Origin of the sequence: Shinella granuli (assembly GCF_004341885.1) — a bacterium.
Lineage (GTDB): Bacteria > Pseudomonadota > Alphaproteobacteria > Rhizobiales > Rhizobiaceae > Shinella > Shinella granuli.
The window spans coordinates 347,394-369,725 of the sequence record NZ_SLVX01000003.1 but is presented as its reverse complement, the minus strand read 5'-3'; the positions used below and the strand labels follow the sequence as shown (position 1 = coordinate 369,725).

Sequence of the window (22,332 nt, the reverse complement as noted above, 5' to 3'; positions counted from 1 at the left end):
TACTGGAATGGAGTTTTAGATCATGGCCGACCTCATGAAGGGCAAGATCGCCGCCATCACCGGTGCCGCTTCCGGCATCGGCCTCGAATGCGCCAGGACCCTGCTTGCCGAAGGCGCCAAGGTGGTGCTCGTCGACCGGGCGCAGGACAAGCTGGAACAGCTCTGCAAGGAGCTGGGCCCGAATGCCCTGCCGCTCGTCGTCGATCTCCTGAACCCGCAGGACGTCTCCGGCATGCTGCCGCGCATCCTCGATATTGCCGGCGGGCTCGACGTCTTCCATGCCAACGCCGGCGCCTATATCGGCGGTCCGGTGGCAGAGGGCGATCCCGATGCCTGGGACCGCATGCTGAACCTCAACATCAACGCGGCCTTCCGCTCGGTCCATGCGGTGCTGCCCTACATGATCGGGAAGAAGACGGGCGACATCCTCTTCACCTCTTCGATCGCCGGTGTCGTGCCCGTCGTCTGGGAGCCGATCTACACGGCCTCGAAATTCGCGGTGCAGGCCTTCGTGCATTCGACGCGCCGGCAGGTGGCGCAGCATGGCGTGCGTGTCGGCGCGGTGCTTCCCGGCCCCGTCGTCACGGCGCTGCTCGACGACTGGCCGAAGGAGAAGATGGACGAGGCACTCGCAAACGGCAGCCTGATGCAGCCGAAGGAGGTAGCCGACGCCGTGCTCTTCATGCTGACCCGGCCGCGCAATGTCACGATCCGCGACCTGGTGATCCTGCCGAACAGCGTCGATCTCTGAAGCAAAGCCCGCGGGCGGCATGAGGCCGCCTGCCCGAAGAAATCCCGATTGCAGGCGGTAGACCCATGAACACTTCTTCCTCCGCACGCCCCGCGGGCGGCGAACGCTACCTTGTCGGCGTCGATGTCGGCACGGGAAGCGCCCGAGCCGGCCTCTTCGACATGGCCGGCCGCATGCTGGCCTCGGGTAAGCGCGACATTTCGCTGTTCCGCGAGCCGGGCGCGATGGTCGAGCAGTCGAGCACGGAGATCTGGGCCGCCGTCTGCGCTTCGGTGCGCGAGGCCGTCGCCAAGGCGGGCATTGCGCCCGAGCAGGTCGCGAGCCTCGGCTTCGACGCGACCTGCTCTCTGGTCGTGCTCGGGGACGGGGGCAAGCCGCTTCCCGTCGGTCCCTCGGAGGATCCGGAACGCGACATCATCGTCTGGATGGATCACCGGGCAGTCGACCAGGTCGAGCGCATCAATGCGCTGGGCCACGACGTGCTGCGCTATGTCGGCGGCATCATCTCGCCGGAGATGGAGACGCCGAAACTGCTCTGGCTCAAGGAGAACCGCCCGCAGGTCTTCGATGCCGCCTGGCAGTTCTTCGACCTTGCGGACTTCCTGACCTGGCGTGCGACGGACGATCTTGCACGCTCCACTTGTACCGTCACCTGCAAATGGACCTATCTCGCGCATGAGAAGCGCTGGGATCCCGGCTATTTCCGCGGTATCGGCCTCGGTGCGCTTGCGGATGAGGATTTCGCCCGCATCGGCCAGCGTGTCGTCGAGCCGGGCACGCCGCTCGGCAGCGGCCTGACGGCGCGGGCGGCGGCGGAACTCGGCCTTGTCGCTGGCACGCCGGTCGGCGCCGGCATGATCGATGCCCATGCGGGCGGCATCGGCACGGTGGGGGTCGGCGGCCCGCCGGAAAGCAATCTCGGTTATGTCTTCGGCACCTCTTCCTGCACCATGACCTCGACCCGCGAGCCGGTCTTCGTGCCGGGCGTCTGGGGGCCGTATTATTCCGCCATGGTGCCGGGCATGTGGCTGAACGAAGGCGGGCAATCGGCGGCCGGCGCGGCCATCGAGCAGCTTCTCTCCTTCCATCCGGCGGCCGGCGAGGCCGCGGCGCTGGCAAAGGCACGGGGTGTTTCCCTGCCCGTGTTCCTGGCGGGGCTCGCCGAGGAAGGTGCGCCGACGCTTTCGGCCGTGGCAGGGCTGGCGGACGGCCTGCATGTCGTGCCCGAGTTCCTCGGCAACCGCGCTCCCTTCGCCGATCCGCATGCGCGCGCGGCGATCGTCGGCCTCGGCATGGAGCGCGACCTTGCCAATCTCGTCTCGCTCTACGTTGCCGGTCTCTGCGGCATCGGCTATGGCCTGCGCCAGATCATCGATGCGCAGGCGGCCGCCGGCGCGCCGATCGACAGGATCGTGATCAGCGGCGGTGCGGGCCAGCTCGATCTCATCCGTCAGCTCCTGTCCGATGCGACCGGCAAGACCTTGCTCGCGACACGGGCGGAAGAGCCGGTGCTGCTCGGCGCCGCCATTCTCGGCAGCGTCGCCGCCGGCGCCTTTCCGGACGTGCGCGCGGCGATGGCGGCTCTTTCGGCGACCGACCGTACATACCAGCCGGCCGGTGGCGATATCGCGGCCCTGCATGCGAAGCGCTACGATGCCTTCACGCGGCTGCAGACATTGGCCCGGGAAATCCGGTAGGCGCCTGTTTCTCCGTAAGGCGTTTCGCTTTGCCGGAATGGCTTCAGGCGCTGATGAAGAGGGCGACAGGCTCGCCCGCAAGAGCCTCGGTGAGCGGCATGTCGCCGTCCAGCCGTAATAGACGGCCATCGAGCACGGACCGCACGGCGCGCCCGTGGAAGCGGTCGGGGATGGTGATGGAAATGCCGCGCGTGGCGTCTTCCGTCAGATGCAGGTTGCCGGGGTTCGTCTTGCCGAAGGTGCGGCGCGGGGCGACGGTAATGGCGAAGGCCTGCGGTACGCCGCGCAGGAAGGCGAGGGCCTGTGCGCCGCCATCCGAAAGGTCGAGCGGAAGGTAAGGCCCGGCGAACGGACCTTCCGGATCCTTCATCCGCGCGGCGAGAACGGCCGCGACCAGCCATTGTTTGTAGGCGGAGAAAGCGGTCCGGGTCGCGGGCGGCTTTTCCGAGAGAATGCCGGAGGGCGGCATGAACACGCGGTGGCCTGCCTGCCGCAGGGAGAAATCGCCGCGTTCGCTGCCCTGCCGTATATCCGGAACGCCCGGCATGGTCAGCTTGATCAGCGTTTGCGCGAGGGCGTTCATCAGGCCGGCATCGATGAAGGGCGGCAGGGTCGCGTCGAGATCGCGGAGGAACGCGTCGTTCCCGAACAGGCCTTCGACGACGCCGGCAAGCGCCTGCCCTGGATTGGTGTCCGGTTCGCGGCCTTGCGGGCCGATGCGCCCCTGGCGCCGTATGAAGGCTTTCAGATCGGCGGCAAGGGCGCGGATCGCCGCGTTATCCTGAAGACCGGCGATCGGCCAGATGGCGGCGATGGCATTGTAGAGCAGCCGTTCCGTATCGGGCGCCGGGTTGATCCGGCCGGCAGGGTCGTGCAGCCTGCTTGCGCTGAGGGCGGACCAGCGTCCCGTTGCGCTGTGCCAGATGTCCGGCGCCTCGGCGAGGGCGTGGAGGCGGGCCCTGGTGTCTCCGCCACAGGCCGCGCCAAACGGCGCGATCGCGGACAGGCCGTGCGGCATGGCTTCGGCGCGCGCCCGCATGGACGCGTGAAATGCCGCGGGACCGTTCGCCGGCGTGTCAGACAAGCAGGCCGCCATGTCCCGGGAGAGAAGCGCGTCGTCCGGCACCCTTGCCGCAACGCAGCCGCTCAACTGCTGGAAGCGGGCGCGGAACTCGCCGCAGCCGGCGAGCGTGACCGGGACCCTGTCGTCGGCCAGCAGTTCCCAGACGAAATCGATCGCCTCGCGGACTTCCGGCCGGTTGCCCTCCTGCGCGTGCTGCCGGGCCGTTGCGATGATCTCGCGGTCGCGGTCGCTGATATGGGTGGCGGTCGCATAGGTTCGTGCGACGGGCAGGGCGACGATCAGGGCGCGGATCGCCTCGGCAAGGGAGCTGCGGGAAAGGTCGGCATGAGTGCGGTCGGCGAGGGTTTTCGCCAGGAGGGTAAGCTGCCCGGCCTCGCTTTCGAAATCCGTCATGAGGATCTGCCGTTTGCAGGACTCCCTGGCCGTTTCCGTCCGCAGGCCGCCATCGGACGGGCCGCAGGCATGGCCGGTCATCATGCCCGTAAGGGCGGTGATGATTTCCCCGCCCGTCGTGCCGTGGACCGGCCATTCCGCCGCGAGCCGCTCGCTGTCGGCAAGGCGCTTGTCGACGATCAGATAGGCCGGGCCGACGGCAGCGCGCAGCCGCTCCAGATAGGCGCGCGGATCGGCGAAGCCATCGATGTGAAGAATGGCCAGCCCGTCCACCGTGCCTTCGCGGACGAGATCGATGACCAGCCGGTGAGCGTCGTCGAAGACCCTGGCGTCGTCGAGGCGCAGCCCGACAAGGTCGGCGGACCCGGACAGGCGCCGATAGCCGGCTTGCCGGCGCGCCGTCTTTCGTTCCACCAGCCGCCACGGCTGCGCCTCGTGGATAGCCGCGACCCGCTTCGGGTCGCGCGAGATTTCGGCAAGGATGCGGGCCACGACTTCCTGCTCGTCGACAAAGGCGAGCGGGCCGGTACGGGTGGTCGTGCCTTCGAAAGCCGCCGTCGGGGCGGCGATCAGCAATAGTTCCTCATGCGCCGCGAGGGCCTGCCGGCAGGTCTCGGGATGCAGGGGATAGAAGTTGCCGCGGTAGCACAGCGCCAGGACGCCCCGTTCCGGATCGAGTGCGAGGCGGATCTTGCCGTCCGCTGCTTCCGTTGCGAAATCCCCGTCGAGAACGGGCAAGGTCAGCTTTTCCGACCAGTCGATATCGAAATGCCCGGAAAACGGGCTTTCCTTGCCCCAGGTGACGACACTGTGCCACCAGGGATTGTCAAGGCTCGCGGCCACATGGTTCGGTGCGATGTCGAGGATGAGCCCGAGACCCCGTGCCTTGAGATCGCCGGCAAGCTGGCGCAAGCCGTCGAGACCGCCGAGGGCGGGATCGACGGCGTTGGGATCGATGACATCGCGGCCATGGGACGATCCCTTTGCGGCCGCCATCACCGGCGAGGCGTGGAGATGGCTGATGCCGAGATGCTGGAGATAGGACACCAGTTGGCGCGCCTTCCCGAAGTCCATGCCGTTGCGGAACTGGAGGCGATAGGTGGAGGAAGGGCGGGTCATGGGGTCCTGGACATATGCGTTTTCTCGGTCAGAAAACGCAAATCCTCCCGAATTGTTCCAAGGCATTTTCAGGGCGTTATGCCCGTCCTGCCCTTCAATGCGGGGAAACACAGGCGGTGCGGCGAGTGCGCGGGGCTAGGAGACGGAGTGTCTTTCGCGCGCGAAATGCCGCTTGAGGATGTCGAGCACCTCGCTTGCAAGCTCGCCCACGATGCCGTTCCGCTCCCAGGAATAGAGCGAGGCAACGACCGGCGGCTCCGGCGGAAAATCGGCAAAGCGTTTCACCCGCCACTCCTTCGCCGCGTCGACGGGCAGCAGCGAGAGACCGAGGCCGGCCTCGATGGCCATCAGCACGTTGCGCAGGCTGGCCGAGGTGAAGGCGACATACCAGCGCCGCCGTTCCCGCTCCAGGCGTTCGAACATGGCGTCCCGGTAGAGCCCGCCGGGCGGAAAGGTGACCAGCGGCACGGGATCGGGCAGGTCCGCCGGCGCGTCCAGCGCGGTGAACCAGGCGATCGGTTCCTCGAAGCTCGCCCAGCTATCGGCGCTCGGCGTGTCCTCCTTGAGCACGACGATGTCGAGTTCGCCGGAGCGGTAGCGCCGCGTCAGGTCGGCGCGCAGCCCCGTGGTGACGTCGAGGCGCGCCTCCTTGTGGCGCCTGGCGAAGGCGGCGAAGGCGTGGGCCATTTCGGGCGTCGCGATATCGTCGGGCATGCCGATGCGCACCGATGTGGTGCCGGAGGTCTCCGCGACCAGCGTCAGCACCTCGGTCTGCAGCGCGAGGATGCGCCGGGCGTGGCCAAGCAGGCGTTCGCCGGTCACCGTCAGGCGCACGGGCCGCGCGGCGCGGTCGACCAGCTCCCGGCCGATCGCCTCCTCGAGGCGGGCGATCTGCTGGCTCATCGTCGACTGGGTCATGTGCAGGCGGTCGGCCGCGGCGGTGAAGCTGCCGGCATCGGCAATCGCCACGAAGGCCCGGAGCAGGCGCGGATCGAGCACGGGATCTCCATTGGAAATCGGAATGACAGCTATCTAAACATCTAATTTGCGCATGATTCAAGCGGATGGTAGCGATAGGCGAAGGTCGGCGGCCGCGCTCGGCCCGACATGTCTTTTCAGCACGAAAGTCGAACCATGACGGATACGCGCTCCGGCCGCGATTGGGTAATGCTTGCACTGGTGGTGCTGATCGGCCTCAACCTCCGGCCCTTCCTTGCGGCCCCGGCGCCGATCCTGGCGGAGATCGGCGCGGATACCGGCCTCGGTTATGGCGGCATCGCGATGCTGACGCTGCTGCCGATGCTCCTGATGGGCCTCGGCGCCTTCGTGGCGCCGGGTCTTCTGGTGCGGCTCGGCGCGCGGCGCGGCCTGCTGATCGCGCTGGCCGTGCTCTTCGCCGGCTCGGCGTTGCGCCTCGTTGCCTGGGACGGCCTGTCGCTGATCGTGACGGCGGCGCTCTGCGGCATCGGCGTCGCCTTCATCCAGGCGGCCTTTCCCGGCATCATCAAGGCGCGCTTTCCGGCAAGCGTGCCTATCGTGACGGGGCTCTATTCGGCGATGATCATGGCCGGCGGCGCCTTCGGGGCGCGGCTGATGCCGGTGCTCGTGCATGCCGGCTATGGCTGGCGGGCGTCGCTCGCCTGGCTGGCGCTGCCGGTTGCCGTCGCGCTCGCCGCGTCCTGGCGCATCCTGCCGGCCGTGAAGTCGAGCCGGCCTGACGGCGTGCTGACGTGGCGGCTCCTGCGCCGGCCGAGGACCTGGGCGCTGATGGGCGCCTTCGGGCTGGTCAATGCCGGTTATTGCTCGATGATCGCCTGGCTTTCGCCCTATTACCGGGCGCAGGGCTGGACGAGCGCCGACAGCAGCGATCTCGTCGCCGTCATGGCGATCTGTCAGGCCGTCGCCGCGCTCGGCCTCCCCATCCTGGCGCGCGGCAATGTCGACCGCCGTCGCTGGCTCTGGCTGACGATCTTCTTCCAGGCCGTCGGTTTCTTCGGCCTTGCTGTCCTTCCCGGCATGGCGCCGGCCGCGTGGGCCGGGCTGTGCGGCGCGGGCCTCGGCGGCAGCTTCGCGCTTGCCATCGTCACCGCGCTCGACCATCTGCCGCGGCCCGAGCAGGCCGGTGCGCTGGCCGCGCTGATGCAGGGCGGCGGCTTCCTCATCGCCGCGCTCGGCCCCTATGCGATGGCGCTGCTGCACGACTGGACGGGCGGCTTTTCGGCGGGCTGGGTGCTGCATCTCGGCTGCGTGCTGGCAACGGCGCTGCTCTATCTGCGCTTCGACCCGCGGCACTATCCGGTGGCGATGCCCTCCACCCCATGAACGAAGAAACCCGCGCCGGGTGCGGCGCGGGTTTCCGGTCGGGTGACGTCTGGCCTAACGGCGGCCGCCGAAGGGGCGCAGGTTCATGTGGCGGTTGACGTCCTTGTAGAGCAGGTAGCGGAACGGGCCGGGGCCGCCGGCATAGCAGGCCTGCGGGCAGAAGGCGCGCAGCCACATGAAGTCGCCGGCCTCCACCTCCACCCAGTCCTGGTTCAGGCGATAGACGGCCTTGCCCTGCAGCACGTAGAGCCCGTGCTCCATGACATGGGTTTCCGCGAAGGGAATGACGGCGCCGGGCATCAGCGTGACGATCGTCACATGCATGTCGTGGCGCAGGTCGTTCGGGTCGACGAAACGCGTCGTCGCCCAGCCGCCGTTCGTGCCGGGCATGGCCGCCGGGGTGATGTCCTTCTCGTTGAGGATCAGCGGCTCGGGATGGGCAAGGCCATCGACGGCCTCATAGGCCTTGCGGATCCAGTGGAAGCGGGCATGGACGCCAGAGCGGTTATGCAGCGACCATTTCAGGGCCGGCGGCAGGAAGGCGTAGCCGCCCGGCTGCAGCACGTGCTTGCCGGTCGGCAGCGTCAGTTCCACCTCGCCATCGACGACGAAGAGCACGCCCTCGGCCTCGGGATCCTGCTCCGGCCGGTCGCTGCCGCCGCCCGGCGCCACTTCCATGACATATTGCGAGAAGGTCTCGGCAAAGCCGGAAAGCGGGCGGGCGATGACCCAGCAGCGCGTGTCGTTCCAGAAGGGCAGGAAGCTGGTGACGATGTCCTGCATCACCCCCTTGGGGATCACCGCATAGGCCTCGGTGAAGACGGCGCGGCCGGTCAGGAGGTCGCTCTGCGGAGGGTGCCCGCCGAGGGAGGAGTAGTAGCTTCGTTGCATCGTCTCAGGCCCTTTGGTTGCGTGTTTCCGGTGGTCTTCGGCGGGGCGTTCGTCGCCCGCTCATCTCTTCGCGCCAGCCTTTTCCAGCAGCGCGGCGATCTCGTCATAGCCGCGGCCGCGGGCATGCCGGAGCGGGCTGACGCCGTCATTGTCGGCAAGCTCGACATCGGCGCCGGCGGCGATCAGCAGCGCGACGATCTCGACATGGCGTGGCCCGCCGTCACTGAGGATGATCGCCTCCAGGAGCGCCGTCCAGCCAAGGCGGTTGACATGATCGACATCGGCGCCGGCCTTGATCAGCGTGTCGACGGTCTCGACATGGCCGCGCTCGGCGGCCGGAATGATGGCGGTGCCGCCATAGCGGTTGGTGCTCTTGAGGTCGGCGCCGTGGGAAAGCGTCAGCTTCAGGATCTCGAGATGGCCGCGCGCGCCGGCATAGAGATAGGGGCTGTCGCTGATGGCGTCCTTGGCGTTGACGTCGGCGCCGGCCTCGATCAGCGCGCGGGCGGCGTTCACCCTGTTGCCATGCGTGGCGACGAGCAGTGCCGTCGCGCCGCTGGCGTCCCGCGCGTCGATGCTGGCGCCCCTGGCGAGCAGCGTCTTGATGGCGGCGGCGTCATCGGCGGCGGCCGCCTTGTGCAGTTGCATGTCCATGGCAGTTTCGCCGGCAAGAAGGGGAGGACAGAAAGCCGCAAGGAGAAGCCAGGCTGACAGCAGGGCGAGTTTCAGCATGCGCGTTCCCGTTGGTTCGTGGTGTCAAACTAGCAGGGGCCGATGCCATTAGAAAATTAAATGTGCAAATCCATATCATGCAGAAAATGGAATTTGTGCGGAGCTGCTCCCTACGCGCCTGAAGACAAGCAGGGCCTCCTGTACATCCTCATCGGCGGACAAGGAAAACCCGGAGCGGATCGCTCCGCCCCGGGTTCCGCCCCCGCTCCGAAAGGAGGCCGTTACAGGCCGACTGCGGCGATGGCGGCGTCCATGCGCTCACGGGCCTTCTTCGGCAGCTTGCCGGTCTTGACCGCATCGAGATTGGCCGGCGCATCACCGACGACCACGATGCCCACCATGCCCATGCCGACATGCGGCGTGCACTTGACGCCATAGGCGCCGGGCTTGTCGAAGGTGACCTTGAAGTTCTCGTTGATCTTGCTCTTGAAGGCTTCCGCCCCCTCGGGGATCATGTCCTTGATCGTCTCGACATTGTGTCCCTTGTCAGTCGGGATGAAGGTGACGGTATCGCCGGGGGCGACCTTCACGAAGGCCGGCTCGAACACCATGGCGCCTTCGGCACCCTTGTTCAGCATATGCACTTCGAAATCTGCCGCTGCTGCCGGAAGCGCAAGCGCCAGAATGACTGCTGCCGCGCCGACGATGCTCTTTGCCATGATACGCACTGGAATTCTCCTTGCTGACGAACGTCTCTCGTTCATGAGCAAGGAAGTAGACCCGCCGACGGTCTAGCTCTTTGACTTTAATCAAACAACGCGGCGATGGTGCGTGGCGTCCTGTCGCAGGTCCGTCGATCGTTGTTCTATACTGCCCCGTGCATTGCACAGGCCGGAAAAATCGCGGATAGAGGCAGGATGACGAACGGTGCCCCTCTCGACATGAACACCCCCGACGAAACGAAGGATGCGCTGCCGCGCGAGCGCCGCCGCTCGCTGGCGATCGGTCTCCTGAAGGCGCGCGAGGCGGTGATGAGCCATTTCCGGCCGATCCTTGCCGACCACGACGTGACCGAACAGCAATGGCGGGTGATCCGTGCGCTTTCGGAAGCCGGCACGCTCGATGCGACGGAGGTGGCGGAGAAGGCCTTCATCCTGGCGCCGAGCCTGACGCGCATGCTGCGTTCGCTGGAAGAGCGTGGCCTGATCACCCGGCACAAGGACAAGGAAGACGGACGCCGCGTGCTGCTGAGGCTCGCGCCGGCCGGCCAGGCCGTCATCGACGAGGTCATGCCGGATTCCCGCCGCGTCTATGCGGATATCGACGCCCGTTTCGGCGCCGAGCGCGTCGAGGAACTGCTCGACATGCTGGAAGAACTCGCCGCCCTCAAGCTCGACGGCAAGGCGATCAGCGAGGAATAGGGCAATTCCGGATCAGTAGACCCTGGCGCCGGCCGGGGTCTTCGCCGGCTCGGCGGCCTTGAAATCGGCGAGCAGCTTCGTCGTGGCATTGGCGAGCAGCGTCACGTCGTTGCCGATGGCGACGAAGGTGGCGCCGAGCTCCAGGTAGCGCTTGGCAAGCCCGAGGTCGCCGATGAGGATGCCCGCCGCCTTGCCGTGTCCCTGGATCTTCTTCAGCGCCTTTTCCACCTCGGCCTGCACTTCGGGCGCGCCCGGCCTGCCGAGGAAACCCATGTCGGCGGCGAGGTCGGCCGGACCGATGAAGACGCCGTCCACACCCTCGGTTCCGGCGATGTCGTCGAGCGCCTCCAGCCCGGCGCGGCTTTCGACCTGCAGCAGCAGGCAGATTTCCGCGTTCGCCGTCTGCAGATAGTCCGCCGTGCGGTTGAAAGCGGAGGCTCTGGCGAGCGCCGCGCCGACGCCGCGCACGCCATGCGGCGGATAGCGCACCGCCTTCACCATCGCCTCGGCCATCGCCTTGCTGTCGACCATCGGGATGAGCAGCGTCTGCGCGCCGATATCCAGCAATTGCTTGACGATCCAGGTCTCGCCGACCGGCGGGCGGATGACGGCATGGCTTGCCGTGCCCTTCATCGCCTGGAGCTGCGAGACGAGCAGCGGCACGTCGTTCGGCGCGTGCTCGGCATCGAGCAGCAACCAGTCGTAGCCGGCCTCGGCGCAGATCTCGACCGTGTAGGGATTGGCGAGCGCCTGCCAGAGGCCGATCTGCGCGCGACCCTCGCGGAGCGCATGCTTGAAGCGGTTTTTCGGAGCGGGCATCTTTCCACCTCAGGCGAAGAACAGGCTGACGGTGCCGTAGGGGCCGAAATCGCCGACGATCGTATCGCAGTGGCGGGCTTCCACCGGCCGGATGAACGAACCGGCGAGCACGATCTGGCCGGCCTCGATGCCGTCGCCATACTGCGCCAGCCGGTTGGCGAGCCAGGCGACGCCGCGCGCCGGCTGGTTGAGCACGCCGGCGCCGAGGCCGGTTTCCTCGACCTCCGCATTGCGGCTGACGATGGCGCCCATCCAGCGCATGTCGATCGCATCCGGCCTGACCGCGCGCCCGCCGGTGACGATGCCGGCATTGGCGGCATTGTCGGAGATCGTGTCGAAGATGGTGCGTGCCGTCTTCGTTTCGGGGTCGACGCGCAGGATGCGCGTGTCGAGGATTTCCAGCGCCGGTGTGACGTAGTCCGTGGCGTTCAGCACGTCGAAGACGGTGATGCCCGGCCCTTTCAGCGGCGCCTTCATCACGAAGGCGATCTCCGCCTCGACGCGCGGCTGGATGAAGCGGCCGGCGGGCACGGTCGCGCCGTCCTCGAAGACCATGTCGTCGAAGAGCACGCCGGAATCCGGGATGTCGATGTTCAGCGCATATTGCATGGCCTTGGAGGTGAGGCCGATCTTCCAGCCGATCACCCGGCGGCCGTCGGCGATCTTCTTCCTCACCCAGGCCCCCTGGATCGCATAGGCGTCGTCCATGGTGATGCCGGGGTGCTTCAGCGAGAGAAGGCCGGTCTGGATGCGGGTGCGCTCGGCCTCGTCGAGGCTGGCCGCGGCGGCGTGGATCTCCTCTGGCGTCATCATGGTCAGACCTCGTCGGCGATGGTGTTGCGGAGCGTGCCGATGCCCTCGGCCTCGACCTCGACCACGTCGCCCGGCTTCAGCCAGATCGGCGGATCGAAGCGCGCGCCGGCGCCGGTCGGCGTGCCTGTCACGATGACGTCGCCGGGCACGAGCGTCGTGAAGGTGGAGATATAGGCGATGATCTTGCGGAAGGAGAAGGTCATGCGGCCGGTGCGGTCGCTCTGGCGCACATCGCCGTTGACGCGGGTTTCGAGCCGGATGTCGGCAAGCTGGCTTTCGTCCGCATAGGGCACGAGCCAGGGGCCGATCGAGCCGCTCCGGTCGAAGTTCTTGCCCTGGGTGACGTTGAACTTGGCATGGCGCACCCAGTCGCGGATGGTGCCCTCGTTGCAGAGCGAGAGCGCCGCGATGTGGCTCAGTGCGTCGGCTTCGGCAATCCGCCGCCCGCCCTTGCCGATGACGATGACGATCTCGCCCTCGTAGTCGAGCTGCGGGCTTTCCGGTGGGCGGATCAGCGGCCGGTCGTGGCCGGTGAAAGAGCGCGGGAAGCGGATGAACAGCGAGGGATTGGCGGGGGCGGCCTGGCCGTCCTTGTATTCCGCGTTGCGGTCGGGAAAGTTCACGCCGACGCAGATGATCTTCTCCGGCGCGGGGATCGGGATCTCGTAGGTGATCTCGTCCAGCGCATGATCCGGCTTCTGCCCGGCGGCGGTGGCCAGCAGTTCGCCGAAGGCGCCGGCTTCCACGACCTCCTTCAGCGTCGGGAAGCGGCCGGCAAAGCGGGCGGAAAGGTCGATCACGCCGCCCGCGACGATCAGGCCGTAGCCCTTGCGCGGGCCGATGCTGAAGCTGGCAAATCTGGGATGGTCCATCCTGGTGTTCCCTGGCAGTGCCACCGGGCAGAGGCCTCTGCCGGCGGCGTCCTCGATGCGGTCGGCGCGCCCTTCAGGGCGCGATGATGGGCTGGGCCTTGAGCTGCGGATCCGCGACCTCGGTGCCGGCGAAGAGGCTGCCATGCTCGAACCAGGATTTTGGCGCCGGAGCCCCCCAGAGCGTCTGGCGCTGCGGGTCCTTCAGGTCCCACTTGATCGGCTCGAGGTCGGGGTCGACCGTCTGGTAGTCCGAGCAGTAGATCTCGATGCGGTGCCCGTCGGGATCGAGGATGTAGAGGAAGAAGGCATTGGAAATGCCGTGGCGGCCGGGGCCGCGCTCGATATGGTCGACCCAGCCGGTCGTCGCCATCAGGTCCAAGAGGTCGATGATGTTGAGCGGCGTCGGCACCCAGAAGGCGGTGTGGTGCAGGCGGGGTCCACGGCCGTTGGTGAAGGCGATGTCGTGCACGCCGCCCTTGCGATGGGTCCAGGCTGCCCAGAGCTTTCCGCTCTCTTCGTCCTCGGTATATTCCGTCACGCGGAAGCCGAGCTCGTTGTAGAAGGCGACGGAGGCGTCGACATCGGGCGAGAAGCAGTTGAAGTGGTCGATGCGCAGCGGCTTGACGCCGCGATAGAGCGCATATTTCTGGTGGATCGGCGGCAGGCGGTCCATCTTCGTGTAGAATTCCAGAGGAATGCCGTGCGGATCGCGCGTGCGGAAGGTGCGGCCCTGGTAGGGGCGCTCGACCCATTCCACCGGCAGGCCCTTGCCCTTGAAGAAGTGCACGGCCTTTTCGAGGTCCTCCTCGTCGAAGACCTTGAAGCCGAGGTCGCGGGCTTCCGGCTTGCCGGATTTCCTCAGCACGATGCAATGGTGGCCGCGCTCCTCCATGGCCCGCAGATAGATCGTGTCGGCGGTCTCGTCCGTCACCTGCAGGCCGAGCGTGTCGACATAGAAGGCGCGGGACTTTGCAAGGTCGGTGACGCCGAACTCGACATGGCTGAGGCGCACGATGTTGAAGGGCGGGTAGAGGTTCGGCTGGGGTACGGGCATGGGTTCCTCCTCAAGCCCGCCTCGGCAGGCGAGGACGGGCGCAGTCTGGTCTTCCGGCGGTCAGCCGCCGAGCTTCGGGATGGCATGGGCGCTCGTGGCGAAGGCGATGTTCTTCGTCTCCATGTAGAAGTCGAAGGACCAGTCGCCGCCATCGCGGCCGATGCCGGAATTCTTCACGCCGCCGAAGGGCGTCGGCAGGTGGCGCACATTCTCCGAATTCACCCAGATCATGCCGGCGTCGAGACGATCGGTGAAGCGGAAGGCGCGGGTGACGTCCGATGTCCAGAGATAGCCGGTGAGGCCGTACTGGACGTCGTTGGCGAGCGCGAGCGCCTCGGCCTCGTCCTTGAAGGGGATGGCGGTCAGCACCGGCCCGAAAATCTCCTCCTGGGCGATGCGCATGCCATTGTTCGCCCCGGTGAACAGCGTCGGCGCGACATAGCAGCCGCCACCCGGCCCGTCGAATTTTTCCCCGCCGGCCGCGACCGTCGCGCCCTCGGACCGGCCGATGGCGATGTATTCGAGAACCTTCTTCTCGTGCACCGGGTGGATGAGCGGGCCGACGATGGTTTCCGGATCGAGCGGATGGCCGACCTTGATGCGTTTCGCCTTTTCCGCGACGAGGGCGGTGAAGCGGTCGTAGATGCTCTCTTCCACCAGCAGGCGGGAGGAGGAGGTGCAGCGTTCGCCGTTCAGCGAATAGATCATGAAGACGGCGGCGTCCGCCGCGCGTTCGAGGTCCGCATCGGCGAAGACGATGACCGGGTTCTTGCCGCCGAGTTCGAAATGCACGCGCTTCAGCGTGTCGGCGCCCTGCTTCATGATCATCGAGCCGGTGCGGCTTTCGCCGACGAAGCCGATGGCCTTGATGAGGGGATGTTCGGTGAGCGCCTTGCCGGCATCTTCGCCAAAGCCGTTGACGAGGTTCCACACGCCTCTGGGCAGGCCCGCATCCTCGGCGATCTCCACCAGCAGGCGCGCCGTCAGCGGCGAGAACTCGGCCGGCTTGTGCACGATGGTGCAGCCGGCGGCGAGCGCCGGGGCGATCTTCCAGGTGGACAGCATGAAGGGCGTGTTCCACGGCGTGATGATGCCGACCGGGCCGATCGGCATGCGGGTCGTCATGTTGACCTGGCCCTCGGCGCGCAGCGTCCTGCCGTCGCGGGCCTCCGGCGCGCGGTCGGCGAAGAAGCGGAAGTTCTCCGCCCCGCGCAGTGCGGCCTTGGCCATGAAGCGCAGCGACTGCCCGGTGTCCATGCATTCGACGAAGGCGATTTCCTCCGCCCGCGCCACGATGGCATCGGCGATCTTGTGCATGAGCTTCTTGCGCGTTCCGCCCGGCATGGCGGCCCAGTCGGCGAAGGCGGCCCTGGCGGCTTTCGCCGCACGATCGATGTCGGCGGCCGTGCCTTTTGCCACCGTTGCGAGCGGTGCGAGGTCGACGGGAGAGATGGTCTCGAAGGTCGCGCCGCCCTCGGCCGGCAGGTCCTCGCCGGCGATGCGGTTGAGGACGCCCTTCTCCTTGAAGCGGGCAAGATAGGTCGCCGCCTTCGCCATGTTTTCCTGGTGTTTCGACATGAGAGTATCCTGGGAATTTCCGTTATTTGGCGCGCAGGCGCGGATGGATGGCGTTCTTCTTCCAGCTCAGCTCCGCGTCGATCTCGCGGATTTCCAGCGAAAGCGCGACGTGCGGCGTCTCGAAGAGCGGGGCGAGGAGCCTGCTTGCTGTGGCAAACAGCGCCTCGCCGGTGCGTTTCTTCTCCTGCGCGCTGCGCCCCTTGCCGATGCGCAGGTTGAGGTCGACGAAGGCGTTTTCCGGCAGAAGGTCGGCAATCGCATAGTGGTCGGCCCTGAGCGCCCGCACGCGCACCGCGCCGATCTCGAAAAGGCCGGTTTCCAGCATCGTTTCGAGCAGCGCCACGCAGAGGGCGCCGAGATCCGCGCGGCCTTCCAGATTGGCCGAATATTCCACTGTCAGATGCGGCATGGTTCCTCCCGCGCACGGCATTTTTTATTTAACATGTTAAATAGAAGACCGGTTGTCAAGAGGCTATCGCCGTTCTCAACCCCCGAAGCTGCCGGCCTGGGTCGGCACATGCACGTAGTTGCGGTCGAAATAGAGCAACGCATGCCCGTCGCGCCGGCAACGGATGTCCACGACCTCGCCGATGAGGATGTTGTGCGTGCCCACCAGCCGGGCCTCCGTCAGCCGGCAATCGAAGGAAACGATGGCATCGGCCAGCGCCTGGTTGCCGGAGGGAAGGTCGGTCCAGGCCGCATCGGCGTAGCGCGCCTCCATATCGGCCTCGCGCCCGGCGAAGGAGGCGGCGAGCGCCTTGTGCTCCTGCGTCAGCACGTTGACGCAGAAGCGGCGGTTCTCGATGAAGAGGCCGCTCTGTGCCGAACGGCTGTTCATGCAGACGAGCAGCGTCGGCGGCTCGTCGGTCACCGAGCACATGGCGGTGGCGGTGAAGCCGCCGCGCCCGGCGGCGCCCTTGGTGGTGATCACGTTGACCGGGGCGCAGACCCGGGCCATCGCATTGCGGAACTCGGCCCTGGAAATGCCGGTGTCCATGGCGCGCTCCTCATTCGGCCGCGTCGCGGACGGCATCGCTGCCAAGCGGCGGCAGCCAGGTGTCGCCGGTCCAGCCACTCTCGTCGTAATCGGCCATGCACTGGTCGACCAGCGCTTCCATCTCCTTCAGCCGCCCGCCGCGCTCGGCACCCTTCAGCACCTGAAGGCGCACCTCCTCCGGCGCGCCGGCATAGTTCAATTCGTAGAGCGCGTGGCGGCCGCCGAATTCCGTGCCGGTCGCATCCCACAGGAGCTTCATGATCTTGATGCGCTCGACATGGCCCATGTCGTTCGAGCCGCGCACATATTGCGCGAGATAGCGGTCGATCTCCGGGTTCGAGAAGTCCTTTGCCGAGGAGGGCAGGTAGATGAGGCCGGAGGCCACCGTGCGGCGCACGATGTCGATGACCTTCGGATAGGCCTCCGACATGAAGGTGCGATAGCAGAGCGCCGCTTCGAGGTTCGGCAGCACCGCGCCGCCCGCCCAGGGGATCGGGTTGTAGGCCATGGCGTTGGAGAAGGACCAGAACTGGTGGCGGATGGCGATCACCTCGCCGAGCATCGCCTGGTTGCCGCGGAAGGCATCGCCCCCGGTGGCGCGCAGGGCCTTTGCGAGCAGGCCGGCGAGAAAGTCCATCTTCACCGCAAGCCGCGTGCAGCCCTGGAAGCAATAGCCGTGCATGAAGCCCGAGGCCGGGTGGAAGGACAGGATCTTGGCGGCATCGCGCAGCACCAGCACATCCTCCCAGGGCACGAAGACATTGTCGAGCACCAGGATCGCATCGTTCTCGTCGAAGCGCGAGGAAAGCGGATAGTCGAAGGGATGGGCCGCGGTCGCCGCTGTCTGCTCATAGGAGGTGCGGCAGAACATCTTCACGCCGGGCGCATTCATCGGCAGGATGAACATGACCGACAGCGACGGGTCCTCGGTGACGGTCGCCGAGCTCTGGGCGAGGAAATTGTAGTGCGTCAGCGCCGAGGAGGTGGCGACGACCTTGGCGCCCGAGACATAAATTCCGGCATCCGTCTCCTTCGTGATGTGCACGAAGACGTCCTTCACCGCGTCGGCCGGCTTGTGGCGGTCGATCGGCGGGTTGACGATGGCGTGGTTCATGAAGAGCACGCTTTCCTGCGCCCGCCTGTGCCAGGACAGCGCGTTGTCCTTGAACGGGCCGTACCAGTCGGCATTCGCCCCGAGCGTGTTCATCAGCGCCGCCTTGTAATCGGCCGTGCGACCCATCCAGCCGTAGGACATGCGCGCCCAGTCGGCGATGGCACCCTGCTGGGCAACGAGATCGGCGGCGGAATGGGCGACGCGGAAATATTTGTGCGTATAGCCGCCGGAACCGGTGTCGGTCGGCGATGTCAGGCGGTCCTTCCGCTGCGGATCGTGCAGCGCATCGTACATGCGGGCGATGGAGCGGGCCGAATTGCGCATGGCCGGATGGCTGGTGACATCGGCGATGCGTTCGCCGTTGATGTAGACCTCGCGTCCGTCGCGCAGGCTTGCGAGATATTCGGCGCCGGTGAACGGCCGGGTCTTGTCGCTGCGATGATCTTCCGCGCGCATGGGATGCTCCTCCTCAAAAATCCTGACAAACGCTAAGTCGGGGGCGTCCGGAGTGCCATGGACAAACACGGCAATTCGCTGGTACTTTTTCCGGCATGACCCTGCGCAAGGATGTCCCCGCCTTCTTCGTCTATGGCGAGCCGAGCCGCACGCTCGACGTCGGATTCCTGCATGTCGAGACGGTGATGGAGCGCAAAAGCCTGCATTTCGGGCAGGTCGCGCCACACAAGCATCCGCTGATGGGACAGATCACCTACTGGTTCAAGGGCGAGGGGCGTTACCGGATCGAGGATCGGACTTGGAATTTTTCCGCTCCGGCGATCAGCTTCGTACCGAGCAACGTCGTGCACGGCTTCGATGTCGGCGAACAGTCGGATGCCATCGTCGTCTCCATCTCGGACGACCAGTTGAGGGCGATGGCGCCGCAGGTGGACCTGGCGCTCGATGCGCCGGTGCTGCTTTCCGGCGCGGCGGATGCCCCCGGCTGGATGCGGATCGACGCGCTGCTTGCCATGGTGATGGAGGAGTATCGCGGTGGCGCGGGGGCGAGCGAGCGGGTGCTTGCCGGGCTGATCGGCGTCGTCCTCTCGCTGATGGCGCGGCTTGGCGGCGCGGGCGGCTTTGCGGCGGCCTCGCCTGCGGTCGCGCTGGGGCTGGAGCTGCGCCGCGCCATCGACCGGCACTATCGGGAGGACTGGCCGGTCGGGCGCTATGTCGAACGGCTGGCGACGACGCCGCACCTGCTCGACAAGGCGGCGCGCACGGTCTTCGGCCAGACGGTGAAGGACATGGTGCTGGAACGGCGCCTGCTGGAGGCCAAGCGCCTGCTGCGCTTCACCATCCGTCCGGTGGAGGATATCGGCCGGGAGATCGGCTTCGAGGATCCCGCCTATTTCTCGCGTTTCTTCCGCAAGCGGGCCGGCCTTTCCCCGACGGACTGGCGTGCGCGGAATGCCGAGGCGTCCGGTGCCGGCTGAGGCTGCCTGCGTCAAGGTGGTCAATCTGTCGCCGTCTTCCTGTCTCCGGGCATCTTTCCCTCACCGCGTTCGGAGGTTATCGTCATATTTCAAGAAATACAGCGATGGAGCGTTGCATGGTCCGGTTGAATGAGATCCGCGAGAACGAGGTGGCCATCACCCCGCCGGAGACCGCAGACGCGCACATCGTCTTCATCGGCCGGATTTCGACGCCCTGGACCTCCCGCATGGAAACGCCGCGCCAGGGGCGCCCCGACGGGCCGGTCTGCACCATCGAGGTCTTCGAGCCCTGGGTGCAGGCATTGAAGGGGGCGGAGCGTTTCGAGCGGCTGGAGGTGCTCTACTGGCTGCACCAGTCGCGCCGCGACCTCGTGCTGCAAAGCCCGGCCTCGAACGGCGAGGTGCACGGCACCTTCTCGCTGCGCTCGCCCGTCCGGCCCAATCCGATCGGCACGTCGATCGTCGTCCTGGAGAAGATCGAGGGCAACCGGCTGTTCGTGCGCGGGCTCGATTGCCTCGACGGCACGCCGCTGATCGACCTGAAGCCGGAGCGCAGCCTGTTCAAGCCGATCGCGCCGCCGCAGAAGGGCGACTTCGCGACCGAGCCGGTGCATATGTGCAAGAAGATCGACGATTGAAGCAATTCCAGTGAAACTGCGAAGCGGTCTTGCGCCCGGAATTGCGCCGGGACACCCTAATCGTCGATACCCACCATCACGTCCGATGCCTTGATCAGCGCATAGGCCTCCCGGCCGGCGGCAAGGCCGAGTTCGTTCACCGCATCGTTGGTGATGGCGGCGGTGATGATCGATCCGCCGACATCGATGCGGACATGGGCCGTCGTCGCGCCGAGAACGACTTCGACGATCTTGCCCCTGAGGCGGTTGCGTGCGCTGATCTTCATGCGGTTCCTCCTGTTGCTGGAAGGGAAGGTAGGAGGGTCGGGCCGGATTGGTAGCCTCCGCGGTTGCTCACGCTGTTTACCGCCGCGTGGAATCAGGGCGCCGCGCGCCGGTCAATTCGTATTTGAATGAATAATTCTTCTGTGGCAGTGTTCGCCGTGCTTGGAGGAGGCCCGCATGATCGTCGATACGCACCTGCATCTCATCTACCGGGACCAGCTGTCCTATCCCTGGCTTGCCGGCGTGCCGCCGCTTGATGCCGATTTCACGCAGGAGGCCTATGCGCGGGAAGCGCGTCGCCTCGGCATCGTCGCGGCGCTGCATATGGAAGTGGATGTGGCGGAGGGCGATGTCGCGCGCGAGACGGCCGTGGTCGAGGCCCTCGCGGGAGAGACGGGCAGCCTGCTCGTCGGCGCCATCGTCGCCTGCCGGCCGGAGTCGCCCGACTTTCCGGCCTATCTCGAGGCGGTCCTCGCCAATCCCTTCGTGCGCGGCTTCCGCCGCGTGCTGCATGTCGTGCCCGACGATGTCTCGGAAGGCGCGCTCTTTCGCGAGAACATCCGGCGGCTGGCGGGCACCGGCCTCAATTTCGATCTCTGCGTCCTGCCGCACCAGATCGGGAAGGCGATCGCGCTGGCGGACCTTGCGCCCGACGTCTCCTTCGTGCTCGATCATTGCGGCGTGCCCGACATCAAGGGTGGCGGCTTCGATGCCTGGAAGGGGCCGGTCGCGGAGATCGCGCGCCGGCCGAACGTCACGGTGAAGCTGTCCGGCATCCCCGCCTATGGCGCGGAAGACTGGACGCTGGAGGGCCTGAAACCCTATTTCGCCCATGTGGCGGAGCATTTCGGCTTCGAACGCATGGTCTGGGGCAGTGACTGGCCGGTCTGCACGCTCGGCGGCGGGCTTTCCACCTGGATCGGCGCGACGCAGGCGCTGCTGTCAGGCGTCAGCCTGGAAGACAAGCGCCGCGTGCTCTCGGAAAATGCCGGGCGGCTCTGGAAGATCGCGCCGAAGGCGTGATCACCGCCAGCGCGCCGTGCGTTCGATCCATTCGCGCGTGCGCGCCTCCGGATCGGCGTTCAGCGTGATATCGGTCACCACGGCGGCGCTGTCGGCACCGTTTTCGAAGACGGCTTGCAGGCGATCCGGGTTGAGGCCACCGATGGCGACGAGGGGAAGCGGTGCGATGCGCGTCTTCCAGTCCCTGAGCCGCTCGACGCCTTGCGGCGCCCATTTCATCTTCTTCAGGATCGTCGGCCAGACCGGGCCGAGCGCGACATAATCGGGCCTTGCCGCAAGGGCGATGTCGAGCTCCGCATCGTCATGGGTGGAAAGGCCGAGCTTCATTCCGGCCGCGCGGATGGCGCCGACATCGGCGGTCACCAGATCCTCCTGGCCGAGATGCACGTAATCGCAGCCCTCCTCGATGGCGATCTGCCAGTAGTCGTTGACGATGAGCTGGCAGCCATGTTCGGCGCAGGTGGCTTTCGCCCGGCGGATCTCGTCACGCAGACGATCGTCCGGCGTGTTCTTCATGCGCAGTTGCACGAGTTTCACGCCGACCGGCACGAGCCGGTCGATCCAGTCGGCGCTGTCGACGATGAGGTAGAAGGGATCGAGCGTCATGAGAAGACGGCCTTTCCGATGACGGGGGTGGAGGGAACGGCCATGTCGCGCGGCTCCAGCGGCACGGCGGCATGGGCGAGGCGGCCGGCATCGATGGCAAGCGCAAAGGCTTCGGCCATCGCCGCCGGATCGCCGGCGCCGGCGACGGCGGTGTTGAGCAGCACGGCGTCATAACCGAGTTCCATGACGCCGGCGGCGTGCGATGGGCGGCCGATGCCGGCATCGACGATCAGCGGCACGTCAGGGAAATGCGCCCGGAAGGCGCGCAGCGCCATCGGGTTCACCGGCCCCATGGCCGAGCCGATCGGCGCGCACCAGGGCATCAGCACGCGGCAGCCGGCCTCGACCAGCTTTTCCGCGACGACGAGGTCGTCCGTCGTATAAGGGAAGACCTGGAAGCCTTCGCCCGTCAGGATGCGCGCCGCCTCGACGAGGCCGAAGACGTCGGGCTGCAAGGTGTCGTGATGGCCGATCACCTCCAGCTTGATCCAGTCCGTGCGGAAGACCTCGCGGGCCATCCTGGCCGTCAGCACGGCCTCCTGCACGCTGTGGCAGCCGGCGGTGTTGGGCAGGACATGCACGCCGAGCGCATGGATCAGCTCGAAGAACGCGCCGCCCGCCTTGCCGCCGGCGGTTTCCCGCCGCAGCGACACGGTGACGATCTCCGCCTTCGCGCGGCGCACGGCTTCGGCGAGGATCGTGGGGGAGGGATAGCGGGCGGTGCCGAGCAGCAGGCGCGAGCGCACCTCGGTATCGTAGAGCTTCAGCATG

23 protein-coding genes are annotated in these 22,332 nt (G+C 66.8%); 7 read left to right on the top strand and 16 right to left on the bottom strand.

All coding sequences use genetic code 11. The annotated features are described in order from the left end of the window. The first annotated feature begins 22 nt into the window (after positions 1-22). Together EV665_RS07895 and EV665_RS07890 are read left to right on the top strand one after the other, a co-directional pair. Positions 23-751: an SDR family oxidoreductase gene (locus tag EV665_RS07895; RefSeq protein ID WP_133033673.1), complete on the top strand. Its 729-nt coding sequence runs from the start codon at positions 23-25 to the stop codon at positions 749-751. Between the two features lie 65 nt (positions 752-816). Then, positions 817-2,448: an FGGY-family carbohydrate kinase gene (locus EV665_RS07890; protein WP_133033672.1), complete on the top strand. Its 1,632-nt coding sequence runs from the start codon at positions 817-819 to the stop codon at positions 2,446-2,448. Between the two features lie 43 nt (positions 2,449-2,491). On the opposite strand, the gene treY is transcribed toward EV665_RS07890, so the two are convergent. Beyond that, positions 2,492-5,044, bottom strand: coding sequence for a malto-oligosyltrehalose synthase (gene treY, locus EV665_RS07885; RefSeq protein ID WP_162853003.1), 2,553 nt, complete (start codon positions 5,042-5,044; stop codon positions 2,492-2,494). A gap of 135 nt (positions 5,045-5,179) precedes the next feature. Then, a complete protein-coding gene (locus tag EV665_RS07880) occupies positions 5,180-6,043 on the bottom strand; it encodes a LysR family transcriptional regulator (RefSeq protein WP_133033670.1) in 864 nt (287 codons plus the stop codon). A gap of 135 nt (positions 6,044-6,178) precedes the next feature. Here EV665_RS07880 and EV665_RS07875 point away from each other — a divergent pair, with 135 nt between their 5' ends. Beyond that, complete coding sequence (locus EV665_RS07875) at positions 6,179-7,366, top strand: cyanate transporter (protein ID WP_133033669.1); 1,188 nt, start codon at positions 6,179-6,181, stop codon at positions 7,364-7,366. Between the two features lie 54 nt (positions 7,367-7,420). Here the strand turns inward: EV665_RS07875 and EV665_RS07870 are convergent, their stop codons facing one another. The 3 genes from EV665_RS07870 to EV665_RS07860 all read right to left on the bottom strand — a co-directional run bounded on the left by EV665_RS07870 (position 7,421) and on the right by EV665_RS07860 (position 9,648). Next, the gene (locus EV665_RS07870) at positions 7,421-8,257 is read right to left on the bottom strand and encodes a bifunctional allantoicase/(S)-ureidoglycine aminohydrolase (RefSeq protein ID WP_064331348.1); all 837 of its coding nucleotides are present in this window, start codon (positions 8,255-8,257) and stop codon (positions 7,421-7,423) included. A 60-nt stretch (positions 8,258-8,317) separates the two neighbouring features. Continuing rightward, positions 8,318-8,989, bottom strand: coding sequence for an ankyrin repeat domain-containing protein (locus EV665_RS07865; RefSeq protein WP_162853002.1), 672 nt, complete (start codon positions 8,987-8,989; stop codon positions 8,318-8,320). A 221-nt stretch (positions 8,990-9,210) separates the two neighbouring features. Beyond that, entirely contained in the window at positions 9,211-9,648 is a 438-nt protein-coding gene (locus EV665_RS07860; RefSeq protein WP_206362222.1) for a pseudoazurin, read from the bottom strand. Positions 9,649-9,846: 198 nt separating this feature from the next. Here EV665_RS07860 and hpaR point away from each other — a divergent pair, with 198 nt between their 5' ends. Beyond that, positions 9,847-10,350, top strand: a complete 504-nt coding sequence (gene hpaR / locus EV665_RS07855; RefSeq protein ID WP_133033668.1) for a homoprotocatechuate degradation operon regulator HpaR — start codon at positions 9,847-9,849, stop codon at positions 10,348-10,350. A 12-nt stretch (positions 10,351-10,362) separates the two neighbouring features. Here the strand turns inward: hpaR and hpaI are convergent, their stop codons facing one another. The 8 genes from hpaI to EV665_RS07815 form a co-directional block, all read right to left on the bottom strand. After that, on the bottom strand, positions 10,363-11,169 hold the full coding sequence (gene hpaI, locus EV665_RS07850) for a 4-hydroxy-2-oxoheptanedioate aldolase (protein WP_133033667.1): 807 nt from the start codon (positions 11,167-11,169) through the stop codon (positions 10,363-10,365). Positions 11,170-11,178: 9 nt separating this feature from the next. Then, positions 11,179-11,982, bottom strand: a complete 804-nt coding sequence (hpaH, locus tag EV665_RS07845; RefSeq protein WP_133033666.1) for a 2-oxo-hept-4-ene-1,7-dioate hydratase — start codon at positions 11,980-11,982, stop codon at positions 11,179-11,181. A gap of 2 nt (positions 11,983-11,984) precedes the next feature. Further along, a complete protein-coding gene (locus EV665_RS07840) occupies positions 11,985-12,854 on the bottom strand; it encodes a fumarylacetoacetate hydrolase family protein (RefSeq protein WP_133033665.1) in 870 nt (289 codons plus the stop codon). Between the two features lie 73 nt (positions 12,855-12,927). Continuing rightward, complete coding sequence (hpaD, locus tag EV665_RS07835; protein WP_133033664.1) at positions 12,928-13,908, bottom strand: 3,4-dihydroxyphenylacetate 2,3-dioxygenase; 981 nt, start codon at positions 13,906-13,908, stop codon at positions 12,928-12,930. Between the two features lie 60 nt (positions 13,909-13,968). Continuing rightward, positions 13,969-15,486, bottom strand: a complete 1,518-nt coding sequence (gene hpaE, locus EV665_RS07830) for a 5-carboxymethyl-2-hydroxymuconate semialdehyde dehydrogenase (protein ID WP_133033663.1) — start codon at positions 15,484-15,486, stop codon at positions 13,969-13,971. Between the two features lie 22 nt (positions 15,487-15,508). Further along, positions 15,509-15,895: a 5-carboxymethyl-2-hydroxymuconate Delta-isomerase gene (locus EV665_RS07825; RefSeq protein ID WP_133033662.1), complete on the bottom strand. Its 387-nt coding sequence runs from the start codon at positions 15,893-15,895 to the stop codon at positions 15,509-15,511. A gap of 75 nt (positions 15,896-15,970) precedes the next feature. Further along, positions 15,971-16,483 (bottom strand): flavin reductase, encoded by a 513-nt coding sequence (locus tag EV665_RS07820; RefSeq protein WP_133033661.1) that lies wholly within the window; start codon positions 16,481-16,483, stop codon positions 15,971-15,973. A gap of 10 nt (positions 16,484-16,493) precedes the next feature. Continuing rightward, the gene (locus EV665_RS07815) at positions 16,494-18,053 is read right to left on the bottom strand and encodes a 4-hydroxyphenylacetate 3-hydroxylase N-terminal domain-containing protein (protein ID WP_133033660.1); all 1,560 of its coding nucleotides are present in this window, start codon (positions 18,051-18,053) and stop codon (positions 16,494-16,496) included. A gap of 95 nt (positions 18,054-18,148) precedes the next feature. Here EV665_RS07815 and EV665_RS07810 point away from each other — a divergent pair, with 95 nt between their 5' ends. Next, complete coding sequence (locus tag EV665_RS07810) at positions 18,149-19,030, top strand: helix-turn-helix domain-containing protein (protein WP_133033659.1); 882 nt, start codon at positions 18,149-18,151, stop codon at positions 19,028-19,030. A gap of 116 nt (positions 19,031-19,146) precedes the next feature. Further along, the gene (tsaA, locus tag EV665_RS07805) at positions 19,147-19,668 is read left to right on the top strand and encodes a tRNA (N6-threonylcarbamoyladenosine(37)-N6)-methyltransferase TrmO (RefSeq protein ID WP_064332650.1); all 522 of its coding nucleotides are present in this window, start codon (positions 19,147-19,149) and stop codon (positions 19,666-19,668) included. A 56-nt stretch (positions 19,669-19,724) separates the two neighbouring features. On the opposite strand, the gene EV665_RS07800 is transcribed toward tsaA, so the two are convergent. Further along, positions 19,725-19,934: a TOBE domain-containing protein gene (locus EV665_RS07800; RefSeq protein WP_133033658.1), complete on the bottom strand. Its 210-nt coding sequence runs from the start codon at positions 19,932-19,934 to the stop codon at positions 19,725-19,727. 175 nt (positions 19,935-20,109) lie between these two features. Between EV665_RS07800 and EV665_RS07795 the strand changes: the two genes are divergently transcribed. Then, positions 20,110-20,955, top strand: a complete 846-nt coding sequence (locus EV665_RS07795; protein WP_133033657.1) for an amidohydrolase family protein — start codon at positions 20,110-20,112, stop codon at positions 20,953-20,955. On the opposite strand, the gene EV665_RS07790 is transcribed toward EV665_RS07795, so the two are convergent. Together EV665_RS07790 and EV665_RS07785 are read right to left on the bottom strand one after the other, a co-directional pair. After that, entirely contained in the window at positions 20,956-21,561 is a 606-nt protein-coding gene (locus EV665_RS07790) for a thiamine phosphate synthase (protein WP_133033656.1), read from the bottom strand. It abuts the gene before it with no gap. Continuing rightward, positions 21,558-22,331, bottom strand: a complete 774-nt coding sequence (locus tag EV665_RS07785; protein ID WP_133033655.1) for a thiazole synthase — start codon at positions 22,329-22,331, stop codon at positions 21,558-21,560. The genes EV665_RS07790 and EV665_RS07785 overlap by 4 nt, the downstream gene beginning before the upstream one ends. Between the last annotated feature and the right edge of the window lies 1 nt (position 22,332).